The following is an 18,588-nucleotide window of genomic DNA, read 5'->3' as shown; positions in this document are numbered from 1 at the left end:
ATCGGTTACGCACCTCCGGCGCCGTTTCGGTATTCTTTCGGTGAGATGCCGAATTTCTTGCGAAAGCAAAAGCTAAAATAATTCGGATCGGAAAATCCGACAGCTTCAGCGATTTCAAATGTTTTCTGATCGGTTGACCGGAGGGACTCCTTCGCCGCTTCCATACGGATATGCATCAAATAATTGACAAAGGTCATTTTCACTTCTTTCTTGAAAATGCTGCTAAAATAGCCGGTGCTGATATGCAGATGTTTGCACACCTTATTAATGGATATGTCACTTTCCTGGTAATGAAGACGGATGTATTCCTTGGCGTTTTCAACCAGCTGGTTATACCCCGTCTGCCGCCCCTGTGCTATGGAGATCATCAGCTTCAGACATATCGCGCCCATCCACTGTCTAACTTCCTGAAGATTGTTATATTTGTAAATTTCCGCAAATGGATACGTACCTGCTCCAAACAACTCCTCCATCTCCACACTGAATTCTTTCGCGATTTTCATGACACAAGTGAGAATTTCCATCAAGTAGACCTGGCATTCCTGTACAGATAGCTGTGTCATATGCAAACCAGTGAACAAATCCGCAAGTATTTCATCCAGCTCTTCCTGGGTGCCTACCTTGATGCAGCGGATCAATGACTGTTCTTTCATTTCGTCAAAACTCAGCGACTCATAATGTTCCGACTCAACATCCCCGATCCAAATGACACGGTCATTGCCCAGAATCAGACGATAATCGAGCGCCTGCATCGCTTTTTGATAGGATAGATGAATCTCCCCTGGCCACACGCATACCGTACCTGCACCTGCAGTAAGCGTAAGCTTCAGATACTTGGCCACGTTCAAGCGTATTTCTTCGAGAACGGCAAGGTTCCTTTGAGCCGCCAAGCCTTGCTCCTGCTCCGGGAGAGCGGATAGCAATACGCAATCCTCCAAATGGATAAACACTTTAAATCCCTCTACCCGCTGGCATATTTCCTCTGCTATATTCAGAACCGCGTACAGCTGGAGATAGCGATCCTCAGAATATTTTAATGAGCCGGGTGAAAAAGCTTTCACGCTATCCTTCTGCAATTCCAGATGATTATGGACATAATCAATCCGGATGACTGAAGCCATAAAACTGTGACCATCGAGCTCCATTCCATAGCTGCTGCTCTTTTCGCGTATCTCTTCGGATGACATACGGCGTGATACCAGCTGAGACAAAAAAAGCTCCCTGAGCACAGGAATGCTTTTGCGGTAATGATCCATCAGCACTTGGACATTTTCTTTCTCAGACATTTCGGCATCCATTTGCTGCTTTACCTTAAGTACGACCTCAATTAGCTCCTGTGATGAGAACGGCTTGAGCACATATTCATCAATTTGCAGTTTAATGGCTTTTTGCGCGTATTCAAATTCGTCGAATCCAGTTAAAATAATAATCTTCGTTGTTGGATAATGTTCCCGGATCCAGCCAGCCAACTGCAGCCCATCCATAAAAGGCATCTGGATATCGGTCACAACCACATCGGGAATATGCTTGTCTATGAGCTCTGCAGCTTCTCTTCCGTTCTCGGCGGTATCCACAACCTGGAATCCATAGCTTACCCAATCAATCTCTTCTACGAGCCCGTCTCTTACATCTTCCTCGTCTTCCACCAGTAACAGCTTATACATCGTTCTCATCCATCCCTTTGGCATTCTATATAATTATCTTGTAAACGCTTACTCATTTTTACTAAGGTATTCTATATCAGCGTTGGGACATTGTAAATAAAAATCCACACCTCCAGACCCGGTTTTATATACAAAAAGCCCGCCCCTTAGAAAGGGACGGGCATATTATCATCAAGCATCAAGGATTACTTCAGTTTTCTTACGAACTGGTATCCAATTTTCTCAAAACCGATATGTTCATAGAAAGCATGGGCCGGTGCCCGCTCAACACGGTTACCACTAGTAAGAAACAGGATTTGGCTTCCCTGATTCTGACTCCATTCTTCTGCGTTGCGGATCAGTCTTTTGCCAATACCTTGTCCGCGGTGATTCTGTGATACGATCAGTGCGGAAACTTGAGTTGCAGTTTCGCTTTTCGCGTAAGACTTCACCTGATTAAGAGCAATCATGCCTACGACTTTTCCATCGAGCTCAGCAACCATGGTGCAAAGCTTGGGATTGTTCTCGGATGCCTGAATACGTTCACGCATGACATTAATCGTGGTCGGATAATTCAGTTCCCGCATCAGGGCTGTTACCGCTTCAAGATCACACTCACAGTCGGATTTACGAATCTGCAGAGCAGGAGCCAAAATGTTACTGTTCATGATCATATTCCTCCACTTTTAAAAGACTGGCGGCTTGTTTAGCCGTATTCCGAGCTTTTTGAAGATCCGTATCAGCGCTTAAGGCGACAGCCATTCTCCGGCCACTCCTTGCTTCAGGTTTGCCAAAAACACGAACCTGGGTCCGGGGCAGGCTGAGCGCATCCTCCACACCACCAACAGCAAAATTCGTACTAGCGTTCTCCGCTTTCAACGTTGCCGAAGCACCCGGCGTCAGCAGTTCTACGGAAGGGATCGGAAGACCGAGAATTGCTCTGACATGCAGGGCAAATTCGGATAAATCCTGGGTGATCATAGTCACCATCCCAGTGTCATGCGGACGGGGCGATACTTCACTGAATATGATTCCTTCTTTGGTAACAAACAGTTCTACTCCGAAAATGCCATATCCCCCGAGTTCATCCGTAATGGCTTTCGCAATGGACTCCGCTTCCTTCAGTTGATCCTCGCTCATCACATGAGGCTGCCAGGATTCAACATAATCGCCATCTTTCTGAATATGACCAATCGGCTTACAAAAAATGGTTCCGCTTACAGATCGTACCGTAAGCAGCGTGATTTCACTTTCAAATGAAACAAAGGCTTCTACGATGACACGGGTGCTTTTGGCACGTCCGCCTTCAATCGCTGTGTTCCAGCAGGCTTCCGCTTCATCCTCTGTATGGCATACGCTTTGCCCTTTACCGGAAGAACTCATAATAGGCTTGATCACACAAGGCGTTCCCAGTGCGAAAACAGCTTCCTTTAACTCTTCCAAGCTATCGGCAAATCGGTATCCTGCTGTTGGAAGACCCAGATTCTCGGCCGCCAACCGGCGAATTCCTTCGCGATCCATCGTCAGACGCGCGGCTCTTGCCGTCGGAACGACATGAAATCCTTCTGCTTCAAGTTCAAGCAAAGCATGTGTAGCAATAGCCTCAATTTCCGGTACAATCACATCCGGTTTTTCCTGATGAATAATCCGTTTCAGGGAATCGGCATCGAGCATATCAATCACATGGGACCGGTGCGCAACCTGCATGGCAGGTGCATTAGCATAGCGGTCCACGGCTATGGTCTCCACGCCCAGTCGCTGGGCTTCGAGCACCACTTCTTTTCCCAATTCTCCGCTGCCTAGCAGCAGCATCTTCTTGGCATGTGCAGAAAAAGGAGCACCCCACACCACTTCCCAATTCCCCCCTAGTCTTGTATACCACATCTGTATACCACACTAACTATTTTCAGGGTTTAAGAGAAAGAATGCAAGAGTGCTCCGACATTTTCCTGTAAAGTTCACAAACTCTCCTCATTTTTAGGCCTTTCGGCTGTCGATATTTAGGGAAAGTTGAATGATTTTACAGAATATTATTGTGAAATCTTCCAAACCTTATGCATTAAACAAATCTGAACTGGGCTTCAATCAGCCCATAATAGGTTCCACGATGCTGCATCAGTTCCGCATGGTTGCCTTCTTCCTTGATTTCTCCATGATCCAGCACAATGATTTTGTCCGCGTGTCGAATTGTGGAGAGACGGTGAGCGACAATAAAGGAAGTCCGGCCTTTTAAGAGCACCTTGAGTGCCTCTTGAATTTTCAGCTCGGTTTCCGTATCAATACTTGCCGTTGCTTCATCCAGAATCAGAATCCTTGGATCGGCTAGAAGCGCACGGGCGAAGGACAGAAGCTGACGCTGACCCATAGATAGCATATTCCCGCGTTCCTCAACCTCCGTGTCGTATCCTCCCGGAAGCTTTTCGATAAACTCATGCGCGTTAACAGCTCTCGATACAGCTTCAATTTCTTCATCCGTCGCATCCAGACGCCCGAAGCGGATATTATCCCGGATGGTGCCGGAAAAAATGAAGGTATCCTGCAGCACGATCCCGATTTGGCTGCGCAGCGTTTCCAGCTGCACATCACGAATATCATGGCCGTCGATCGTTATATTACCGCTGGAGATATCATAGAAACGGCTGAGCAGATTGATAATGGTACTTTTTCCTGAGCCGGTATGCCCTACGAGAGCAATCGTCTGTCCCGCTTTCACATCCATATTGATGCCCTTGAGTGCCTGACGACCTTTTTCATATTCAAACACGACATCCTGCAGCTTGATATCACCTTTGATTTTCGGCATCGGTACGGCATTGGGTTTATCATCAATATTTGGCTTTTCATCGATAAATTCAAAGATCCGTTCGGAGGAAGCCATCGCCACCAGCAGCTGATTGTACATTTGGCCAAGGCGGTTGATTGGCTCCCAAAAATTCCCTACATAACTTGAGAATGCGACCAGCAAACCTATGGTCAACTGACCTTCCTGAATCAGATACGCACCAAACCAGAACAAGATGAGCGTTCCGAATCCGCCTGTGATTTCAATCAGGGGTCCAAACCCCTGATTAAGCATTGAAGCGCGGTCCCAGGATTTTTTGCTTTCAAAGTTCATTTTATCGAAGAAACGAATGTTTTCCTGCTCCTGCGTGTAAGCTTGAGTGACACGTATACCCTGAATCGATTCATTCAAGTGCGAGTTAATCCGCGAGTTCTTCATCCGCACATCCTGCCAGGCACGGCGTATCCGGACGCGCAGCTTGGTAGAAATGATGAACATGATCGGTACAGTCAAAATGACTGCCAGCCCCAGCTTCCAGTTGATGGCGAGCAGAATAACGACGATACCTACAAGCTGCACACAGTCAATCATGAGGTTCACGACGCCGCTTGTGAACAGCTCCTGCAGTGAGTTGACGTCATTCGTAACGCGTACCAGCACGGAGCCTGCAGGTCTTTTGTCAAAGAAGTTAAAAGACAGCTTCTGAATATGCTTAAACAAATCACTTCGCAAATCATATATGACGCGCTGCCCAATAATATTCGTGAATTTGATACGGTATGTACTCGCAAGCCATTGGATAATGTACAAAACAAGTACAATTGCCGTTATCGTATATAACATGTTGATGCTAGTTGGGCCTACTTCCGGCGCGATCGCCTTGTCGATGGCCATACTTGTCAGAAAAGGTACCGTCAGTTTGGTCACGGTGCCAAGAATCATCATAAGAATGACGAGCGGCAGCATCTGTTTCGCGTAAGGCTTCATATAGGCAAACAGCCTTGTCAGCTGAGCCCAGTTAAACGGCTTTTCGATAATTTCATCATCTTGATAGACGAAACGTTCACCCGTCTTGCCTGGCATCTTACCCTTCTGCTTGCCAGGATCTTTCTGAGGACGTTTTTCGGTATTCAGGGCCGTGTTCATGAGCTCACCTGCTCTCCTGCATTACCATTCATCCGGGCAATGTGGTCTGCATATTGTATATTGTATACATCCTGATAAGGTCCAGTCTCGGCGATCAACTGCTCATGTTTACCCCGCTGTACGACCTTACCTTCGTTCATTACGAGAATCTCATCCGCGTGACGCAGTGAAGAAATACGGTGGGCGATGATAAATGTCGTGCGCCCTCTCATGACCTCTTGGAATCCGGACTGGATCTCATGTTCCGTCTCCATATCAACCGCACTCGTCGCATCATCCAAGATAAGAATTTTCGGGTTTTTCAGCAGTGCACGTGCAATGGCAATCCGTTGCTTCTGTCCCCCGGACAAGCCCATACCCCGTTCACCAACGACCGTATCATACCCTTCAGCCATTTCCATAATAAATTCATGGGCTTTCGCCAGCTTCGCGGCACGGATAATTTCATCCATCGAAACATCCTTGAGACCGTATGCAATATTGTTCCGGATACTGGACGAGAATAAGAATGTCTCCTGGAACACAGATGCGATTTGCCCCCGCAGGCTTTGAACTTTAATATCATTAATATTGACTCCATCCAGCTTAATGCTTCCACCGTTAACATTGTAAGCATGCATCATAAGCTGAATGATTGTTGATTTACCCGATCCGGTTCCCCCGAGCAGGCCGATTACCGTTCCTGGAGGCGCATCCAAATTGACATCCTGGATAGCAGCCAGTTTGTTCCCGTAAGCAAAGGTTACATGATCAAAGGTGACATGGCCTTTCACTTCCTCGGAGTTCAGCTCGATTGCATCCGCTTTATCCTCAACATCAATCGGCTGATTAAGCAGCTCCATGACACGCTCACCTGAAGCCTCCGATTGTGTGTAGTTATTAATCAGATAACCGATGTTCCACATGGGGCCGATAATGTACCAAATCAAGCTGAAGAAAGCAACCAGCTCACCCAGTGATAACGATTTATGGATAACAAGAGTTCCGCCGACGCCAAGCAAAATGACGACGCATACAGATGCAAGCAGTTCCATCAGTGGGAAGTAACGGCTCCATAAGGTCGAAGCAAAAATCTGATTACTCTTGTACCGTTCATTGCGTAGTGAGAATTTATCGACTTCATAAGGCTCACGTGCAAATGATTTGACTGTTCTTACCCCCGTAATGTTTTCCTGAACCGAAGTGGTTAACGCGCTGAGCGCTAGCCGCATTTCCTGGAAGGCAGGATGGATACGGTTTTCAAACTTCAGTGCGACGATAACCAGAAACGGTATGCTGATCATCGTTAGCAATGTAAGCTGCCAGCTGATCGACAGCATGACAATGGCGCCAAAAACCACCATCAGAATCGTATTTAGTATTTGTGGAATACCGAAGGCTATAAACTGGCGGATCGCTTCGAGATCCCCGGTCAGACGGGACATTAAATCTCCGGTTCTGGCCGTGTCATAATACCGGAAAGACAAGACTTGCAGTTTCTCATAGCAGCCGTTCCGTAAACGGTATGCCAGATAGTTCCCCATTCTTCCGCCAAGAAGACCGCTTAAAAACTGCATAAGCGCTTTGGCAGCTACCACCAAAATGACGGATAGTGCCAATACGGGAACCTTTTCATAATGCTGCGGCTGGATGGCGTCATCAATTAGACTCCGCAGCAGGTTTGGGGTTACAAGCCCCAAGGCAGTAGCTATGGCGAGGCAGAGTATAGATAGATATAGAAAACTCCGTTTCTCCCAAAAAAAGCTCTGCATTTGCCTGAGAACATTCATGGTTCTCCTCCTTCGAGTCATCTCAAAACTTTATCACTTCTTTCGGAAGTGATGTTGAATATTTATGAAGTTTAACACCGTCTTCGAAAGGCGGCAAAGAGGATAACCGGGCATATTTTCGCCGCATTGGCAATCAATGGTCAATACCTTTGTATAATCATAAATTACTTATCAAATCATAGAAAATCCTCCATATCTCTGCCTAACCCGATAAAAAAGTCAATCCTCCTGTCAAACTCCTTCCAGAAAGCATGCAAAGGACTCGTTTTAGAGGTGACCCGCGCCGTAAAACAAGTAACGCAGGCTTAAAAAAAGACGATTATCAATGAAATTCATCCGATGCATCATTCCAGAAACAACGGCTCTGAGGTCGCTCTCACTCGGAATGACAGAATCATCCAGATCAGATGATCATTTAGTATTTATAAATTCCAAATGAAAAGGGAGCGTCATCATGACGCCCCCTCTTTCGTTTACCTGCTATTTCTTATGCCAATGATTGTTCCATTTGCTGAAGCTGCGAAGCCAGCTGATCCCAAACTTCAGGCTGTTCTCCGGAAGAAAGCGAGGAGGTCGCCGCCTCCATGGCTTCATGGAGCTGCTCCCGCAGTTCCTCCTTCTGCTTCTCCTGAGCGTCAGTCACGAGAGTGTTATAGAAAGACACAAGAACCTCCTGCTTGACTGCAGCCTCTCCGCTCAAGGCTTCCTTAATCACAGGCTCTACTGCACTTCTGAGCTTCTCCCTGCCTCCGTCCTCGAAGAAATGCTTCGGCGACTTGAACAAAGACCAGTACGATGTCCAATCCACAAAGCTGGTCAGGCCAGCATCATTCCACTCGGGCGAAGTCCACTGTTTTTCCGCCGGCGGCGTAAGCATAATGACTGCATCGTAACCACGTATGTCTTCTGCAGCCCCATCGGCCGCTGCATGGAGGACCGCTTTGCCCTTGTTCTCCAGTCGAAGCGTTGTTGCCCACAGCTCCTGCTCCAGCTCATGCACAATAGTCCGTTCAAGTTCCCTTCCGCAGTCCGTGAATATTCGCTTCAGCTGACCTGCGTCCTCCCGGAGCACCGACGGATGGAAGGCTTCGGCAAAAAATTCGCCTAGACTAAAGCCGATTCGCTGTTTGACATGGAAGAGCAGCTCGCGGATCTCCTGTTCCACTTCACGCGAAAGATCCTGCCGGGCAAAAGAATCGATTCGGGACAAGGCCAACTGATTGACCTCGAGCAGCTGCTGTCTGCGCTGCTCCCGTGAACCAGCATCCTGCCGGGCCATCCGTCCCCATTCAATCACACGCTGTCGGACGGATGAAATCTCTTGAACGGCGCTTGCCAAAGATAACTTGGGCAGTTCTTCTCCAGCAAAGGCTCCAAGCGCCTTCTCGAAGGATTCAAATGCAGATTCCGCATAAAGATCTGCGTCGCCGTCCATCTTTCCTTCCAGTGCTTTCATACTGGAAACCGGATAAATATGCGGAAGACGGATACCTCTTGCCTTCAGATTCGTCTCCACGTGCTTGATAACCTGGTCCAGCTCTTCTTCCGACGAAGCCAGGTCTGCCGCATTGACGATAAAGAACATTTTATCAAGAGCGAAGCTGTCCTTGACTCTGCCGAGCTGGGTCAGGAATTGACGGTCTCCCTTGGAAAAAGCGTGATTATAATAAGTCACAAAGACGATCGCGTCTGCATGCTTCATATATTGGAAGGTGACTCCTGTATGCCGGGCATGAAGCGAATCCGCCCCTGGTGTATCCACCAGAACGATTCCCTGCTCGGTAAGCGGGCTGCTGTAATACAAATCAATGCGATCCACAAAGCAGGACCGTGTCTCATCAGCTACAAAGGCCTTATAGCCATCCATGTTCACCGTTTGAGTGGTGCCCAGCAGTGGCTGTGCCTCCTTCCAGCCTGCCGCGGCTGCTTTCAGGAAGCCATAATGCGGCAATCCGGCAGGATGAATCCCCTCTGGCTTCAATTGCTCGATCACTTGAAGCCATCCATCTTCTGTCGGTGTTCCCAGCTGCAGAACAGAGAATGAATACTCCAGATCCTCCTTAAAGGTGTCCGGAGATTTCATCATGACCTGAGCCGTGCCATGCTCAAAGCCATCCTTTGGAGCGAGGATGCGGTTAATCGCCGCGGTTGTCGGATGCGGCGATACAGGCAGTACGCGTTCGCCGAGCAAAGCGTTGGCGAACGAGGACTTGCCGGCGCTGAACGCTCCGAACAGCGCCAAGGTGAACGAGCCGCCGGCCAGGGCATCGGCCCGGCTGCGCAGTCCGCGCGCGGCAGAAGCCAGCGCGGGATAGCGCCCGAGCAGCGCCGCCGCGTCCTGCAGGCGCGCTGCTGCAGCGTCCAGCCGCTGGCGGCGGCCAAAGGCCGCGCCGCCGAGCGGCTCAGCCCCGCTGCGCGGGGCTCCGGCGGGCGCGGACATCCGCGCGCCCGCTTCAGGCCCTGGCGGCTGCATGGCCGCCGGGGCAGGGGCGCTCACCTCCGGCAGGAAGCCGGGGGTGAGCGTCACGCGCGCAGGCAGCAGCTGCCCGGCGGCTGCCGCGCGCTCCGCGATGTCCCGCTCCAGTTGCACATAGCGGGACATCGCGGCCGATTGCTCCAGCAGCCCGTTCAGGGCTGCGACGACGCGCTGCTGCTGCTCTTTGGCGGATGAGGCTACATCCGCCAGCACATCCTCCGCCGCGTTCATGAACGCGCGGCGGTATACACTTTTGATATCTGCCGACAGCATGCGGCAGTAGTTCAAAACATATTCGCCGGACAGCACCGCATCCGGCTTCACGGAGCTTTCCAGCATAGCCTCACTAATTTCGGGCATGGACTCTTCAAGGCTCTTCTGACGCTCTTCTGTCCACAAATTCTTGCCCCACCGCTTCATGAGCTCCAGCAGATGCCAAACCACTTGTGAAGCCGACTGCTCCCGTAGTTCCTCAGCAAACTTGCGGAGTCGCTCCTGCTTTTCCTGCTCCGTCTTGGCACCTGCAAACAGAAGCCCTTTCTTGAAGCCGTTTTTGCGGCTCTCCAAAAACAGCTTTGCCGTATCCCTCAACTCGGCAGGCGTAATATTTGCATTGTCCAGCAGTACATCTACCTGCTTGCGTATGCTCTCTCGCTCGGTTTGCGGCAGCTCTTTTAAATGCTCAAGCTCTTTTCTGTAACCGGTAATCTCCGCTTCCAATTTCGCAGCCTGCTCTTCCCCGCCCATTTCGTCCAGAAGCTGCTGCTTGGTATCCTCCAGCGAATCCGCATACTGCTTCACATGCTGCTCAATGATATGACGAGAGGAACAATCCAAGCTATAATTCAGAATCGGTTCCCTTTTTTCAATCAGCTCTGCAATCAGCTCTTGAATCTGTTTCCACTGATTATAAGGATGATCCGGCTCCTTCAGTGTGGTAAACAGCAGACTCTCATAGTTAACCTGCCAGCGCTTAAAAGCAGCTTCCACTTCTGCTCGGTAGCTTTCAAAGGAAAGCTCACGCTCCCTATGCTTGTCGATCTGGTTGACAACCAGATACAGCGGCTTGCCCCAGTCGGACAAGCTTTTGGCAAAGGCCAGATTATTTTCCGACTGTACATGATTGTAATCCATCACATACAGCACCGTATCTGCCAAATGAAGCGCAGAATGCGTCGCCTTCTGATGACTGTCATCCGTTGAGTCCACACCAGGTGTATCCATCAGTACCCCGCGCCCGCCCAGGAGAGGAATATGATCCCATACCTCTACCGAGGAGTAGGAGCCTCCATTCGTGCAGTATGTATAGAGCTCATCCAGTGAGACTTCCTGGGGTTTTACTTCCTGACTTGATAGCTCCGTAGCTTGAGCAGGATAGATCAAAGCATGCGGCTCGCCGTTACGAATTGAAACTACATTCGCACTCGTGGGTACCGGACTGGATGGAAGCACTTTTTTGCCGCATAAGGAATTGATCAAACTTGATTTCCCCGCTGAGAAATGCCCGCAAAATGCGATCGTCATCTCTCCCGCAGTAGCCTTGTTCAGCAAATCACCCATTAGCTTCGAGGATTTATCATCTTTCCAACCGTGCAGTCTCTCCTGCAAACGCTGCAGTGAACCGGTATCTAATTGAATTACTGGACTTGATGTCGACATGCTGCCTTCTCTCCCCTTACTCTCTAATCAATAAATGATCCGAAGTTTGTCGCTCTATCATACATTATGCTGTTTTCTCAAATAGTTACATTTTAACATCATGGAGGAGGAAAGAGAAACATTTTAAGCCGGAACCTTATTCTTCAAGGACAAAAAGGTCCCGCTGAAATAAACTCATAATATTGCCATGTTTAACGATTATGATAAGCAGAATAGTATCAAATGATATTTACACTTTGTTCTAGTGCATTGTCATTCAATGTAAAGTAAATATTTATATATTTACATGCGATCTCTTGTATAAAACGGGGATTGCCGCTGCTATAAGGATCATACCCATTATTGCAGGTGCGGCATGACCAAGTAATACATAGATTTGACCTCCAATGATAGGCCCCATCATTCTAGCTAAAGCCTGAATCGATTGGCTGCCCCCTTGAATCCGTCCTTGTTCGCTGGAATCGACAGAATTGGAGAGCATCCCATTGAATGAAGGCCCGAAGATCGAATCCCCAAAACCAAATATAAACATTCCGGCGATAAGAAGAGGATAGAAGGAGAACAAAGCAGATGATGCAATAAGACTGTAGCCTATTATCTCCGAAACCATTCCAAGAATGGCTATCTGTTTATCCTTAAGTTTTTTCAAAAGCTTTGGCATGATGAAACCTTGAGAAATGATGTCTTGAACGCCCATAATTGAAAACATAAGTCCGATGAGTGCAGGCTTCCAACGGAAAGTATCCATTGTAAATTGTGAAAAAACGGCCTGCAAAGATCCGTTAGGTATCCAAAGTAAAAACGCTGAAATAAGCAGCCTTCTTAAAATTTTCATGGAAAGCAGGTTTGCAAGCTGCGTAAATGGATTCAATCTAATAAAAGTAATCTCTTTTAGTCTATTCTTCTTCTTAAGGCTCTCAGGCATAAAAAAGAATCCGTAAACAACATTCAATAGAGTGATGATTGCTCCAAAATACATGGGTACAGAATAACCAAACTTGGCAAGTAATCCACCTAACGTTGGGCCAATGACGGTGCCTACACCTACAACCGCACTCACCCATCCAAAGTATTTGGTTCTCTGCTGCGGAGGAATGATATCTGCAAAATAGGCGAAGATCGTACCTATGCTGCCGCCTGTTATCCCTTCTATTATGCGCCCGGCAAATAGTACCCATAAAGCTCCTCCTATGCCAAAAACAAAGTACCCGATTGCAGAACCTAAAAGGCATACTAAGAGCAATGGACGACGGCCATATTTGTCGCTTAGAGCTCCAAGTACGGGCGCTGCAAAAAACACGCAAAAGGCATAAACAGAGGTCAGCAGCGTAACAATGATAGCCTGTTCTCCCGGATTGCTTATATAAGGCTGCACTAAGAATGGGACGACAGGTGCTATGATACTGAAGCCTATTCCGCAAAGAAACACCGAGATAAGGCCGAATATTAAAGCGTGTTTATCTACGGATTGTTCAGTGTGTTGTACATTGTGTGATCTAAATTTGAACATTAAATTCTCCTCGTAAAAGTTATTATTTTGATTCCTAGGAAACAAATTTATCGTATTACGTTTTTGTTTCCTTGTCAACAAAATAATAACAATAAAAATGCAGCCTGTTCTCAATAGAGTCCGGCTGCCTGTGGTTTCATTTTTATGATTCAAATTTATTCCGACTTCAAATCTTTACCCAGCTTCTTTATTTCTGCATCCAAATGCCTGCTATACTTTTCCACAAAGCTGAGCATACCGTCAAATTGCTCCTCGGTTACCTGCTCAAATACAGCTTTATCCCGTTCATGGAACTCTTCATGCAGATCCTCGTGGATTTTATAAATTACTTTCCCTTTCTCCGTAAGCCGAAAATAAATTTCTTTCTTGTTATCCGACTTCTGATAGCTTTCAATAAGGCCTTTTTGTATGAGCTTCTTCGTCATTTTACTCATGGCGCCTCGAGTCATATAAAAATATTCCGCAAGTTTTGTCACATTGGAATCCACATTTTTTTCAATATATTCGATGCAATGTACCTCAGAAGATTGATACCCCTTAAGACTGTCTTCCATCTTATCCTTATTAAGCCAAACCAACTTGTTATATAAATCCCTGAAACCCATTAGGACTTGTTCTTCTTTGTTCATGGCCTGTCCTCCCCCGTTGGTGCTTTAACAATATTGAATTCGTTGTTTTTACAATGGAATTGACCTAGTTCCTCGGTATATTCTATTCGCAGGAATAAATAACCTTCACCCAAATCTGATAAATTCTATAATGTCAAAAAAAAATAAAACCGAATAAGCTTCGGTTTTATGCTTGTTTACACCGGTTATTGAATTATACGCTTGCGTTTTCCAGCTCTGGTACAAGGATTTCAAATACTTTACCATGCTGCAAAATCGTTGTGCCACGGGACTTGTCTCTCATGACGACAACCTCAGGCTTAGTGGACATACGGTCCAGGTAATGCTCGGGAACATCGCCGGAGTGGCTGACAGTGATTCCTTCGAACTCTTTTTCTTCGTTCTCTACAAGTTCAGCGTCCATCACTTGATCCATAATATCAGAAAATATTTCAAAATTGTCAGTATATACTGAGATGCATTTCATGTTTATCCCATCCTTCTCCATCTTTGTAGTTCCTATCCTGCTCATAAAATGAACTAAAGTCTAACATTGCTTCTCCTCGATTCCATCTGGAATTTAGGAGAAATGCTATCCCTTTCTTTAGTTCAATTTATATTGTTACTTATCTTTTCTGATTTGGGACGTCTTCATACGTTTTTTTCCTTCGCGGCATACATCAAGCAGCGGGCATACCTGGCATTTCGGATTCTGGGCTTTGCAGTGGTATCGTCCGAAAAAGATCAAGCGGTGATGCGTTAAGGTCCACTCTTCACGCGGCACCTGCTTCATCAGCTTCTTTTCCACTTCCAGCACGGAATCTTTCCAATTTGCCAGACCCAGCCGTTTGGATACCCTTTCCACATGCGTATCCACGGCAATCGCCGGTACATCAAAAGCATTGGACACCACCACATTGGCCGTCTTGCGGCCAACCCCTGGAAGCTTCACAAGCTCATCATGCTCCCGCGGCACTTCACCGCCGTATTGTTCCATGAGCAGCATACAAAGATTACGAATATGCTTCGCCTTATTCCGGAAAAGACCGATTCTACGGATATCCTGCTCAAGCTCCTCTACAGGAACTGCCACATAATCTTCCGGAGACTTGTACTTTTGGAACAAATCTTTGGTGACCTTATTCACCGTTTCGTCCGTACATTGTGCGGACAACAAAACGGCAATGGTCAGTTCAAAAGCATTGCTGTGGTTTAATTCACAATGGGCATCGGGAAACAATTCACCGATGGTATCAAGTATATAACGTACGGTTGCTGCCTTCATCGCTTACGTACCTCCTGCAAAAAAAACGTCTTGATACGGGTAAGACTTCCCGTATCAAGACGGTGTATCTCATGACCATTCCCATAGCATACTATTGTTTCTGTATCTCGACAATCGTTCCATTGTTTAAATACAGTACAATATTATCATTTTCTTTCAGGGATTGCACGGTCAAAGTCGTATCTCCTTGATGAATGTAAGCAGCCGGGGACAGCGAATAATGGCTGGTATCATTGACATTTTGACGTTTCACATATATTTCCTTCGCATAACTGTCATATTTCCAGAAGGTTTGGTTCGTTATATTCAGCACTTTCACGACCGAATTACCGTCAGCATCCTTGCGCACTTCTACACGGTTACCTGTTGTAACATTGCTGAGGTTAAGCGCGCTTCCGGCATCATTTATAATTTTGGATGCATTGTCCAGCTTAAAGGTTTCTGTTGTTCCTCCATAATTCTTGACTGTAATGCTTGGTGATGCGGAAGAAGTGTTCACTGCAGTCACTTCACCGGTCGTCAGCTTGACAACCTGTACAGCGGCTGGTGTAATCCCGTTGAAAGTAACGTTCAGCAATTGACCCGAACGAAGCTCTTGCACCGTAATCTCTTGTCCGTTGTCACCGGTCAGAGTTGATTTGTCCACATAGAACTGGCTGATGATTCCATCCTTTTTCACTGTAATACGGGAGTTGTTATAATCGACATCCACAATCTCAAACTGAACATTTGATTTTACCTGGATCGATTGAATGGCATCCTGTGTCGCACTCAGTACAGCTGCAATTTCACTTCCCACTTTGACATCAGAGAGGGATGTGCTGCTCTTGCCGTATACCTGAACAACCGGATTCGTGAACGGCAGCGTCATGCTTTGTCCGTCAGCGGTCAGCAGCGTAAGCTTTTTGCCTGCCAGGTCGAGCGAAGATACTTTTCCTTCATATTGATAAATTACTTCAAGCGACAACGCCCGGTTTGTCAGGTAAGTGATATTCACCTTGCGGCCGTTAATCAGGTATGGTTCGATTCCGGCCAAAGTCGGATTTGGAGAATTATAAGTCAATTTGGTCTTTTCATCAATGGAAACAACGTATGGCTTCTTGTTCGCATCCAGAAGTGTCAGAAGTTTGCTTTTAGGTTCATACTGAACGATGGTTGCGCCCTTCTTCTGTTCCATTTGACGGTTCATCACTTGAATTTTGGTAACCTGATCCTGCGGATTCAGCGTGATTTCCACCTGATCCCCGTTCACGGAGTCAGCAATCAGGTCGCCCAGTACTGGAGAAGCGATGCCGCTGATCACAAGCTCAGGCTTATCCGTGAGGAGCTTCACTTCAAGCTGTCCTCCATCACGTTTGTATGTAATGGTGGCATTGTTAGCCCCGACTTCATACAGAGAACCGCGAATTGTTCTTTCCACACCTTGGGTAACTTCAATCGATTCAACAAGATTGTTTTTAACGGTGTAATTAATAACTGCCCCATTTTTCAATTCGGATGGCGAGAGGAGCTGATTCTGATATTTTACGATCAGGCTGTCATCCCATGTGTAGCTTTCCATCGCACCGGAAGAATTTTTAATAACCAATGATTTGGTGGCTGTATCCACGCTTTGAAGGGTACCGTTGCCACTTTTATTGATAATTCCCGATTTGACCTGAATAATAACCGGCTTTTTCGCAGAACTAAATGTTTCTTGTTGAATCTGGATTTTACTGCCTACAACCAATGCAGCCGGATCAATTTTAGATCCATTTTGATCCAGGAAGGATGTTCCGGCGTCATAAGTGAACTCCTTGAACGTGTTGTTGGTCTCCAGCCAGATGATGTTGCCAGGCGAAAGCTTCTGGAAAGTTCCTTCAACGCTCTCAAGCTGCAATTTAGAGTCTGTGACTTCTACATATGCAGTTTTGTTCGTGCTGCCAATGACCATCACTTTCGTGTATGGCTTCAAATCAGCAAAGCTGATTTTGTTATCAGAATCGCTGGTGTAATATACCGTCGAACTATCCAGTGCATAAGTACGGATGCTTCCATCCACATACAGATCGAGCTTGTTGGTACCCAATCCGGTCACGATGCCCTCGGCGGAGTTGTTGTATTTCACATTATTAAGTGCTTCGGCACGGCTGAAGAAGGTTGCGAGCTGGGCGCGGGTCACTAAACCTTGAGGATCAAACCGGTTGCCGTCTACGCCATTAGTCAGTCCAAGCTCCAGAGCCGCGTTAACGAATCCTCTCTTGGAGGCGGATATTTTACCGTTGTCTGCAAACGTCGTTGCTTTGGAAGCCATCGAAGCCGCATCGCTTTCTTTGCCGAGCGCACGAATCAGAACTTCAGTGATCCATTCCCGGCTCGCTTTTCGTTCGCCCCAAGTTTCCTTGGAATTCACTGCAGCACTCTCGGAGGTTTTATCCAGGAGATTTTGCTGAAGTGCCAAAGCCACATACGGCTTAAAGTAGTTGTTCACCTGCAGATTGGCAGGAAGTGCCACTGCAGAGTTATTGCTGATTTTATCTTCTAAACCTGCAAAGCGGATCGCCATCGTAACAGCTTCCTGCTGAGTAACAGAATCATTCGGACGGAACAAACCGTTATTACCCAACAGTATTCCTTGGGATGCCAGCTTATAGATATGTTTTTCGGCCCAATACCCGCTTTTGACATCGCTGAAGAGCCCGCTTGCCGTCACGGATGCTGAGGTTGTTGTTGCTGTTGTGTCTGCGAACACGGCAGTGCCGGTACCCAGTGCCATCATGCCTACGATGACGGCTGATACTACTTTTTTAGAATGTGATGAAGAATTGCTGCGTTTGGAAACCATTCTTTTTCCCCTTTCTCTAATAAGGATTGTGCCGTATGGCATAATCCCGAAAATAAACAGAAAGAACTAAAGAGATTGCGCCCCTTGCCGGATGACCTTTAAGGACACCTGGCAAAATCGGGAGCGCAAACTTTAGTTCATTTCATATCCACAAAAATCACGCCTATATGATATTCGACAAGAAGGCCTTAAGCTCCTGCTTTTGCCCTAATTTTTTCAGTGTCTTGTCAAAGGATGCTCCAGATCGACATGACCCATCAGACTTTCCACCTTCGCACCATCTACCAGAAGTTCAACGGTTTTGACCTCGTCAAATTGGAACATCGTCTTGGTCAGTGCATCCAAAGCATACTGTTCGCCACCGGCTCCCAGTCTCGCCTCGTCAGGCATATGAATGTCCATGGTGATTTCACCATTTTTAAAATCAAGCTTTTTCAGCTCGATTTTTCCCCATAGCGGAACCAGCTCGGACTTGCCGCTGGATTGAAGAGCCTTGAAGGCTTCCTCATATTTCCCAGTTTCATTCTTATAGCTGATTTCCTTTTGGGATTTTTTCAAATCCAATTCCTGAGGATCGGTATAATAAACATCTATCATTTCTTTTTTAGCGGTTGACTCCGTTGTTTGGGAAGATGAATCGGTTGATGACCCTTTAGACGAATCATCTTGCTCGGTACCTGCCGCACTACCTTTATCATCGCTGCCCGCATTATCCTCAGGAACAGTCTCATTGCCGCTTCCTGTAGTTTGCTGCTCCCCGGAGACTGTCTCTTGCTGTCCGCTTTCCGGCGCGGTTGTCGGCTTCTGGCCGCAGCCGGCCGAGGCAATCATCACCAAAGCCAAAATGCCTGCACACCACAATTTCCTACTCATTCACTGCCGCCTC

Annotated in this window: 12 protein-coding genes; all 12 read right to left on the bottom strand. The window is 47.1% G+C overall.

The window, feature by feature from the left end; translation table 11 throughout:
* Nucleotides 1-5 precede the first annotated feature (5 nt).
* Nucleotides 6-1,664 (bottom strand): response regulator transcription factor, encoded by a 1,659-nt coding sequence (locus KJS65_RS04210; RefSeq protein ID WP_213648708.1) that lies wholly within the window; start codon nucleotides 1,662-1,664, stop codon nucleotides 6-8.
* 185 nt (nucleotides 1,665-1,849) lie between these two features.
* Entirely contained in the window at nucleotides 1,850-2,311 is a 462-nt protein-coding gene (locus KJS65_RS04205; protein ID WP_244864370.1) for a GNAT family N-acetyltransferase, read from the bottom strand.
* Nucleotides 2,301-3,491 (bottom strand): formate-dependent phosphoribosylglycinamide formyltransferase, encoded by a 1,191-nt coding sequence (gene purT, locus KJS65_RS04200; protein ID WP_213650622.1) that lies wholly within the window; start codon nucleotides 3,489-3,491, stop codon nucleotides 2,301-2,303. Before purT ends, KJS65_RS04205 begins: the two co-directional genes overlap by 11 nt.
* A 211-nt stretch (nucleotides 3,492-3,702) precedes the next feature.
* Nucleotides 3,703-5,508, bottom strand: a complete 1,806-nt coding sequence (locus tag KJS65_RS04195) for an ABC transporter ATP-binding protein (protein WP_244864551.1) — start codon at nucleotides 5,506-5,508, stop codon at nucleotides 3,703-3,705.
* Between the two features lie 59 nt (nucleotides 5,509-5,567).
* A complete protein-coding gene (locus tag KJS65_RS04190; RefSeq protein ID WP_213648706.1) occupies nucleotides 5,568-7,340 on the bottom strand; it encodes an ABC transporter ATP-binding protein in 1,773 nt (590 codons plus the stop codon).
* A 487-nt stretch (nucleotides 7,341-7,827) separates the two neighbouring features.
* Nucleotides 7,828-11,475: a dynamin family protein gene (locus KJS65_RS04185; RefSeq protein ID WP_213648705.1), complete on the bottom strand. Its 3,648-nt coding sequence runs from the start codon at nucleotides 11,473-11,475 to the stop codon at nucleotides 7,828-7,830.
* 274 nt (nucleotides 11,476-11,749) lie between these two features.
* Nucleotides 11,750-13,063, bottom strand: coding sequence for an MFS transporter (locus tag KJS65_RS04180; RefSeq protein ID WP_483874578.1), 1,314 nt, complete (start codon nucleotides 13,061-13,063; stop codon nucleotides 11,750-11,752).
* Nucleotides 13,064-13,140: 77 nt separating this feature from the next.
* Nucleotides 13,141-13,614, bottom strand: coding sequence for a MarR family transcriptional regulator (locus KJS65_RS04175; RefSeq protein ID WP_213648703.1), 474 nt, complete (start codon nucleotides 13,612-13,614; stop codon nucleotides 13,141-13,143).
* Between the two features lie 193 nt (nucleotides 13,615-13,807).
* A complete protein-coding gene (locus tag KJS65_RS04170; RefSeq protein ID WP_213648702.1) occupies nucleotides 13,808-14,080 on the bottom strand; it encodes an NAD/NADP transhydrogenase alpha subunit in 273 nt (90 codons plus the stop codon).
* A gap of 135 nt (nucleotides 14,081-14,215) precedes the next feature.
* Entirely contained in the window at nucleotides 14,216-14,878 is a 663-nt protein-coding gene (gene nth, locus KJS65_RS04165) for an endonuclease III (RefSeq protein ID WP_213648701.1), read from the bottom strand.
* Nucleotides 14,879-14,969: 91 nt separating this feature from the next.
* Nucleotides 14,970-17,702 carry an S-layer homology domain-containing protein gene (locus KJS65_RS04160; protein WP_213648700.1) on the bottom strand — a complete coding sequence of 911 codons (2,733 nt, stop codon included), beginning with the start codon at nucleotides 17,700-17,702 and terminating at the stop codon, nucleotides 14,970-14,972.
* Between the two features lie 216 nt (nucleotides 17,703-17,918).
* Nucleotides 17,919-18,575: a GerMN domain-containing protein gene (locus KJS65_RS04155; protein WP_213648699.1), complete on the bottom strand. Its 657-nt coding sequence runs from the start codon at nucleotides 18,573-18,575 to the stop codon at nucleotides 17,919-17,921.
* Nucleotides 18,576-18,588: the final 13 nt, after the last annotated feature.

Source organism: Paenibacillus sp. J23TS9, from assembly GCF_018403225.1.
Classification (GTDB): domain Bacteria; phylum Bacillota; class Bacilli; order Paenibacillales; family Paenibacillaceae; genus Paenibacillus_AQ.
The sequence above is the reverse complement of the archived record's forward strand: the minus strand, read 5'-3'. Positions and strand labels throughout refer to the sequence as shown.